Here is a 7,585-nt window from a genome sequence, read left to right as displayed (position 1 = left end):
AACCAATAAAATACTATTTAATAGGAGAAAAATAGGACTTCATTCCCTACAATGGCCTTTAAAAAAAACAAGAGCTTTACATCAAGTTGGCCAAACTTGGTGGATCCCGAAAAACCAGTAAAGAGTAAGGGGAAAAATTAATTTATTATAAAATGAAAATAGATGAAAAAAAAATCCTAGCCTTTCTTTCCACCATGACTTTAGCATTAAGTATGTCAATTACTTTAAAAGGCAGCGAGGAAGCAATTGCAACATGCAAAAAGGCAAATCAAACTTGTATGATTACGATTAGCCATGGGCATGAAACAAAATACTCTGGATTATTAACTATCTGATTTTAAGTACCTCAAGAAATAACAAATCTATTAAATCCAAAAAAAGATGAATAATTCAAAATTACTTAAGCTTACACTTCCTGTTTTAAGTGTAATAATTCTTGGTGGCGTATTTGGAAACGATGCTCGAGGAAAAGAAACACCTAATGCTAGTTGCAAAAAAGCAAATCAAGTTTGCATGGATCTCCCATGGCCAGCTAGTGACCCTAATGGGGTACTGGTTATTGTACTAGATTAAATAAATAAGAATGCTAGTCTCAAATGAACTAGCATTCTTAATCAAAATATATCCCAATGAAGTTTAAACGAATTTTAGCCGCTATTGTATCTGTAATTGTAATTATATTAGGTTATAGTTTACATCATTTTATAAAAACTAAAAAAACACATTTTCTGTCCAATGGAGGCTTCGATAGAAACTATTTGCCAATCCAATCTGAATTGAAATTAGTTGCACCATCATTAGAGACCTTATACAGATTTAGCCATTCAAATAATACTAACTTCACTATTGGCCATTGCGACAAATCATTAGTAAAAATTACTTATGAAAATGATCTTTTAGAATTCACCCCAATTCGTAATATCCCTGTTTTCGCTAATAGTGAATATTTTAGCGATGATACCAACGAGAATATTTACATTCTTAATAAGAATAATTTAATTACAACGAGGGTAAAACTATTTCCTGGATTTTCAAAACGGATTATTAGTAAAAATGAGCAACTTGGTCAAGGTATAGAACCAGTAATTTTCAGTGATAATAAATTAATTTGTGTAAGAGCAACGAATAAAAAATGGCATTTTCAATTTCAGCATAATAAACTCTTATCTAAAAATAAGATGACCTTAATTAAGCTAGTAGACCAAGGCTCAATTAAACACTTTACACTCAACAACACGTTTATATACGTTTCTTTATTTTCCAATGAAATAATACAATTTGATTCTACCTTCAATGTTATTTGCCAAGCGAAAACAATCGATACTATTAGATTAAAACCCAAAACTAAGGAAATCAACAATAGCCTAGTATTTTCATCACCCCCAAGAGTCTCAAATTATGATTTTTTTATTTCGAAAAATCAGTTATTTATTCGATCTATCGTCAAGTCAAACCGAGAAATAGATTTTAAGAAAAAAATAGTATTTGATATTTATGATATCAATAAAAAATTCAAATATGTAGGTTCTTTTTTCCTTGAGCACCCGAATGAAGATTATCCAACGGACATGCATTTACTAAATAACAACAATTTACTACTATTATATGAAAACAGAATCGAAGTATTCAATATCAAGATATAGCTCTATCTTCCTGATAATAACCATTTTTTTTGATTTTTCAATTTACTTCTATTCAGGAATAGATAAACTTGTTCATTTTGATCAGTTTATTATAAATTTTGGAAGGTCTCCATTTGCTCCAACCAAATTCTTATCTGAAACTGGGGCCATTGTTGTCATTATTGAAATAGGATTATCAATGTTGCTCTTTATAAAAAGAGCGCGAAAATTAACTTTATTTATTTTGGCTGGCTTATCGTTGATATTTACCATCTACATCCTACTTATGATAACTTACTCGCCTTCCCTTCCCTGCTCATGTGGAGGAATTGTGAGTTTTCTAAATTGGAACGAACACCTAATACTAACAATATACCTAACCGCAAGTTCATTTTATGCAGCACTTATTCCCGAAAACTATTAAATGTCTTTTTCTAACTCTTTGCTTTCACCAATTAGCTTGCCAAGAGATTTTTGCACAAATTTCGCTTCAAAAAAAGCAACAAGAATTGGAGTTCCGATTACTTGACTCACTTAATATGCATCCGATTCCATATATGCAATTTTTGATAAAGGAATTTAATCCCACTGGAGATTCTTTACAAAAAACTGGCATAACTAATGAAGACGGTTTTTCCCGAATATCAATTACAAATTCCTCGAAAATCTATTTTGAAAGTATTTTATATTCAAAACATAGTGTTATAACTAATGACCTAAAATCTGGAATTGTAAATAATATTTTACTTATTCCACTTAAAAACGAACTTAAAGAAATTGTAGTTAACGATCGTCCACTATATAGTGTAAATAAAATCGAATTTCGTGTAAAAAAAATCCACAAATCGCAAGCCCCCATATTACGGAATTTTCTTAAAACACTAAATGGAATAAGCCTACAATCAAGCAATGATAAATATCTTGGCAAAATAATTGTCTTTTACTTAGATGGAATTAAGATCGAATCAAATTTGATCAAGGAATCTGCCATAGAATCTATTGAAAAACTTGAAATAATTAGTGCTCCAGATGGAGAATATTGGATGAAAGCTTCTGAAGTAATCTTTAATTTCATATCAAAAAAACCTAAAAACCCTACTGTAGGCATACAAACAAATACGGAATACGCCATGCTATTCCCTTATTTAAGTCAAAATCTAGGTATTTACTCTCTAGGAAAAAGATCCAGTTTTAGAGCTTCTTCACTCCTTTATTCTTATGGTCAAAATGTACAGAATAACTTAACTCAAGAAATTAACCAAATTAAATCTCATTCTAACCAACAGCTTCAAACGACAACTACTCCCAATTTTAATACATTCATTTTCAACTATAATCTTGATAGTTTGACTACCATTTCATTCAACTTTGGCTATCAAAATATTCACAACTCCCAAAATAGCGATTTCACTTTCAGCCCTTTAATAACAGAAAGCTTAGACCAATTACAATCTAAAAGCAATAGAACTTACAATAAATCAAAAATTAGCAATTTACTATTATTCAAGCGTCGAAATCACAAATTATTTATTAGATATGATTATGGCAATACTAATATCAAAAATCAATATCTTGATCCAAATGAATTAAATCAAGCTACCTACGAAAAATCAAATTCAACCTATATCAATTATGCGAATAGATTACAATTATCTAAACTCACTAAACTAAATACGACACTTTCTTGGGAAAACAAAAATTCTTATACCCAGTATAATATTCAAAATGATCATTCTGTAGCATCTTATTTTAATTCAAACTTTATTGGCCTAAGATCCATATTTGCCACTTCTCATAAGAATATATTTATACTTATAGGAGGAAGACTGGATTTAATTAATCAAGATTTTGAGTCAAATTCGACTATATACCATCGAGAAAATCAACTACGATTCCTGCCAACATTATCACTTCAATATGAATCTGAAAAGTTTGGTAATTTCAATTTCAGTATAAACTCTGATTATATTTTGCCAGATATTAGTCAACTGGCTACCTTTTCTCGACGAATAGATCCATTTAAAAGTATTATTGGCAACAATGTTTTAGATGCTGAAAAAAGTATTGATCTAAGTCTAACGCATACGATAAAGATAAATCAACTTGACCTTTCAACTGAAATAGGGTATAATGAATCAAATAACCAATTAGGCTATTCCCCGTATAGATTTGAAGAAAATCAACTCATTCATAGTTATGCAAATGTAGGAAAATCAAAAAATATGACTTTCTTATTTGGTTCGAGTCTAGCATTAAATAAATCCATTACATGTCAGTTAAATTTGGCACAAAAATTTGCTCAATTCAATCTGAATTCGTTGTGGGATTATTCAAATTTTAATTCAAATTGGTTACCTATTTTTTCTATTTCAAATTCATGGGAATACCAAATCTCAACTAGATTTAGTGCCTCACTAAATATGTATTTCGACAATTATGCATATGAATTCTTTGAAACTAAACGATATTTTTCACCTAACACAAGCTTAACATTTAATGGGACAATAGGCCGATATTGGAATATTTCATTACTTTGGAATACCATATTTGCTAATGCAAATTTAGAAAAAACAGTTACCTCTCAACAGAATTACACCTCAACATCAAATTATTTGACTAACTATCGATATGTATCAATTTCTGTTCAAAAATCGTTTGGAAAAAAACATAATAATGTGCCAGAAAGTAGTACGGCTGATGAAGTCAAACGAAAATTCAAAACCATGTAAAAACAGAATTTTCATTCCACAATGTCAATCATTTTTAATGATCAACATGTAGATATTGACACCTAAAACAAAAAAATCGAAGCTCCATAAACTTACATGATTCCCCAAGTCCAAAATGGAGATTTTACCCTCCGTGAGCTGGAGATTATTTCTCTAATCCAACAAGGAAATACTTCCCAAGAAATTGCTAAAAAACTCCACGTCTCTGAATTAACCATCAAAAAACACCGAGAAAACATCGCTCGAAAGATTGGAAGCCACGGGAAAAAAGAATTCAGAAAATTTGTCAGGAATTTCAAAACCTGAGTCTGGATGTATTTTGTTTAATGAAAAACCAATAAAATACTATTTAATAGGAGAAAAATAGGACTTCATACCCTACAATGGACTTAAAAAAAACCAAGAGCTTTACATCAAGTTGGCCAAGCTTGGTGGATCCCGAAAAACCAGAAAAGAGTAGGAAAAAAAATTAAACACTCGTGATAATGAAACATATAGTTATGTCTTACACCAAAAAATATAAAAAACTATTCTTTATATTAGTAGTGTTGGGATTGGGATTACCATTAATTGCATTGGGATATGAAGCTCCAAATCCCTGTGAACCTGATTGGAGGTTTTTTGGATGGAGTTCATCAAACTGTGGATTAGATGGAGGATCTCAAGGGGTAAGCCACTCTCATTTACCAGATAATTCTGGCTGTGTATATTATTATGAAGAAGTGAAATATTTCTTAGGTTTTAAAGTTGATTCAAGAATTAGAACTGAAGTTCAACGCTGCCCCGATTGAAGAATTAAAAAATAGTTATTTACGAATTGTATCCGCATGTTATGAGAATCAAAATAATTTATTTTGTTATTAGCTTATCATTACTTTTTGTTGAAGATTCTCTAGCACAAGAAAAAAACAATCAAGTAATTTTTAAAACTAATATCGACTCAACAAAATCGATTATCCTTGAAGAAGTCAAAATTACTTCGAAAAAAATAGCTGCGACAGAAACAGAAAAACCTTCACGAAAAAAACATTATTCATTTTTAACGAAAGCCCCTACTCAAATTGGAATGATATTCAATGAGGGGCAGATAGCCGACAAAAGACTAAATTCCATTTTTATCTATTTTGACAAAAAATATACCCAAATTTGCACTTTCCAGATTTTACTATATTCCGTAGGAATTGATACTCTTCCGTTCAGGCTATTGAATAAACGTGAACTTGCGTTTTCTGCCAATCATGAAGGATGGAATAAATTCCCTATTCAGATTAATGATTTAATTATCCCAAAAGAAGGAATTGCTGTTGTTGTGAATTTTTTCCAAAAATCTAATATGGTTACTGGAGAAACCGATAGAATAGCCATGGGTAAATATTCATCTAAAAAGCGGTTTTTTTCCCGACCAACCAGTCAGAACGATTGGATCATTTTCAATTCTTTTCAAGAAGGGCGCATCGGTCCTATGATTAGGTTATCAGTAGATGAATAAAACACAAAATCGAGGCCAAATAGACATACAAATCTATTTGGCCTCGATTTTTTTAACCTTATTTTACTCTCTATCCCAAAAACGGATACCTAAAATCCGTAGGTGATGAAAACACTTCTTTGACTGTCCGAGGGGAAACCCAACGTAATAAGTTCAAATATGAACCTGCTTTATCATTTGTGCCGGAAGCTCTGGCACCCCCAAATGGCTGTTGGCCTACTACCGCTCCCGTACATTTATCATTTAAATATAAATTACCTGCGGCATTCTCTAAGGCTTTTGCCGCCTCCGACAAAGCATAGGCATCTTGAGAGAAAATAGCACCCGTTAAAGCATAAGCCGAAGTTTGATCCACCAAACCTAAGGTTGCTACCCAATCTTGATCTGGATAAACATAAATAGTCAAAACAGGTCCGAAAATCTCCTCTTCCATGGTACGATAATGTGGGTTGGTGGTCAATAAGACAGTCGGCTCCACGAAATATCCCCGACTAGCGTCAAAGCCTCCTCCAACAATCACTTCTACTTCTTTCGAATTTTTAGCTTCCTGTATATAGGAAGTAATCTTATCAAATGCTTTTTGATCAATGACCGCATTCACAAAATTGCCGAAATCCTCTGTTCCTCCTACTTTAATCTTAGCCAAATCTGCTTGCAATTGACTTTTTACGGCAGGCCATAAACTTGCAGGCACATAGGCTCTAGAAGCGGCTGAACATTTTTGACCTTGGTATTCAAAGGCCCCACGGATCAATCCTGTAACCAATGCTTTCACATCTGCCGAAGCATGAGCTACCACAAAGTCCTTCCCTCCTGTTTCTCCTACAATACGAGGATACGATTTATAGTTAGCAATATTATTCCCAATATTCTGCCAAATGGTTTGAAACACTTTGGTAGAACCCGTAAAGTGAATTCCTGCAAAATCGCGATGCTTAAATACCACCTCCCCTGCCTCTGGGCCGTCGGCAAATACCAAGTTAATGACACCCGCTGGCAAGCCTGCTTCTTCTAAAATTTGCATCAACAATGCAGCGGAATAAATCTGCTGAGGTGCTGGTTTCCAAACTACTGTATTCCCCATCATGGCTGGCGCTGCAGGTAAATTACCCGCAATGGCCGTAAAATTGAAGGGGGTTAAGGCATATACAAAACCTTCTAATGGTCTATATTCCAATCGATTCCAAACTCCTGGAGAGGAAATCGGTTGGTCGGCATATATTTGAGCCGCGTAATGGGCATTAAAACGCAAGAAATCCACCCATTCACAGGCTGAATCAATCTCTGCCTGATAGGCATTCTTCGATTGGCCTAACATGGTTCTGGCATTCAGTTCCATACGGTATTTATTGGCCGACAAATCTGCGGCCTTTAAAAAGATGGATACGCGTTCTTGCCATGTCAATGCTGCCCATGCTGCTTTGGCAGATAAAGCAGATTCAATCGCCTCCGCTATTTCTTTTTTTCCACCTTCATAATAATACCCCAAGATATGTTGATGATCGTGTGGACAGGTCATGGCTACTTTCTTTGACCCTTGAACTGATTTCCCTTGAATGCGCATGGGAACCTCCACTTGTTTATTACGTAATGTGTGAAGCGTATCTTGTAATAATTGGCGCTCTGAACTACCTACGGCGTAGGAATAGATGGGTTCGTTGGTAGGCTGTGGTACCTTGAAAAATCCAGTTGACATATCCTTATATATAATGAAGTGTAAAATTTAGACAAAAGTACGGCATATT

The 7,585-nt window shown here is 33.4% G+C and carries 9 protein-coding genes; 8 read left to right on the top strand and 1 reads right to left on the bottom strand.

Annotation, left to right across the window (positions count from 1 at the left end; genetic code table 11):
• Positions 1-152: 152 nt before the first annotated feature.
• From EWU23_RS08720 to EWU23_RS08690, 8 genes are all read left to right on the top strand, one after another.
• Positions 153-335: a hypothetical protein gene (locus EWU23_RS08720; protein WP_166230943.1), complete on the top strand. Its 183-nt coding sequence runs from the start codon at positions 153-155 to the stop codon at positions 333-335.
• 46 nt (positions 336-381) lie between these two features.
• Positions 382-573 carry a hypothetical protein gene (locus EWU23_RS08715; protein WP_166230940.1) on the top strand — a complete coding sequence of 64 codons (192 nt, stop codon included), beginning with the start codon at positions 382-384 and terminating at the stop codon, positions 571-573.
• 56 nt (positions 574-629) lie between these two features.
• Positions 630-1,643, top strand: a complete 1,014-nt coding sequence (locus EWU23_RS08710; RefSeq protein WP_166230937.1) for a hypothetical protein — start codon at positions 630-632, stop codon at positions 1,641-1,643.
• Complete coding sequence (locus EWU23_RS14350) at positions 1,606-2,046, top strand: MauE/DoxX family redox-associated membrane protein (protein WP_394367306.1); 441 nt, start codon at positions 1,606-1,608, stop codon at positions 2,044-2,046. The genes EWU23_RS08710 and EWU23_RS14350 overlap by 38 nt, the downstream gene beginning before the upstream one ends.
• Positions 2,018-4,351 (top strand): outer membrane beta-barrel protein, encoded by a 2,334-nt coding sequence (locus EWU23_RS08705; RefSeq protein WP_166230934.1) that lies wholly within the window; start codon positions 2,018-2,020, stop codon positions 4,349-4,351. Before EWU23_RS14350 ends, EWU23_RS08705 begins: the two co-directional genes overlap by 29 nt.
• Positions 4,352-4,447: 96 nt before the next feature.
• Entirely contained in the window at positions 4,448-4,657 is a 210-nt protein-coding gene (locus tag EWU23_RS08700) for a response regulator transcription factor (RefSeq protein WP_166230931.1), read from the top strand.
• Between the two features lie 179 nt (positions 4,658-4,836).
• The gene (locus EWU23_RS08695; protein WP_166230928.1) at positions 4,837-5,142 is read left to right on the top strand and encodes a hypothetical protein; all 306 of its coding nucleotides are present in this window, start codon (positions 4,837-4,839) and stop codon (positions 5,140-5,142) included.
• Positions 5,143-5,183: 41 nt separating this feature from the next.
• Positions 5,184-5,840 carry a hypothetical protein gene (locus EWU23_RS08690; RefSeq protein ID WP_166230925.1) on the top strand — a complete coding sequence of 219 codons (657 nt, stop codon included), beginning with the start codon at positions 5,184-5,186 and terminating at the stop codon, positions 5,838-5,840.
• A gap of 70 nt (positions 5,841-5,910) precedes the next feature.
• Here the strand turns inward: EWU23_RS08690 and pruA are convergent, their stop codons facing one another.
• Positions 5,911-7,536 carry an L-glutamate gamma-semialdehyde dehydrogenase gene (pruA, locus tag EWU23_RS08685; protein WP_166230922.1) on the bottom strand — a complete coding sequence of 542 codons (1,626 nt, stop codon included), beginning with the start codon at positions 7,534-7,536 and terminating at the stop codon, positions 5,911-5,913.
• Positions 7,537-7,585 lie beyond the last annotated feature (49 nt).

Source organism: Aquirufa beregesia (genome assembly GCF_011090385.1).
In the GTDB taxonomy this organism is placed as follows: domain Bacteria; phylum Bacteroidota; class Bacteroidia; order Cytophagales; family Spirosomataceae; genus Aquirufa; species Aquirufa beregesia.
The sequence above is the reverse complement of the archived record's forward strand: the minus strand, read 5'-3'. Positions and strand labels throughout refer to the sequence as shown.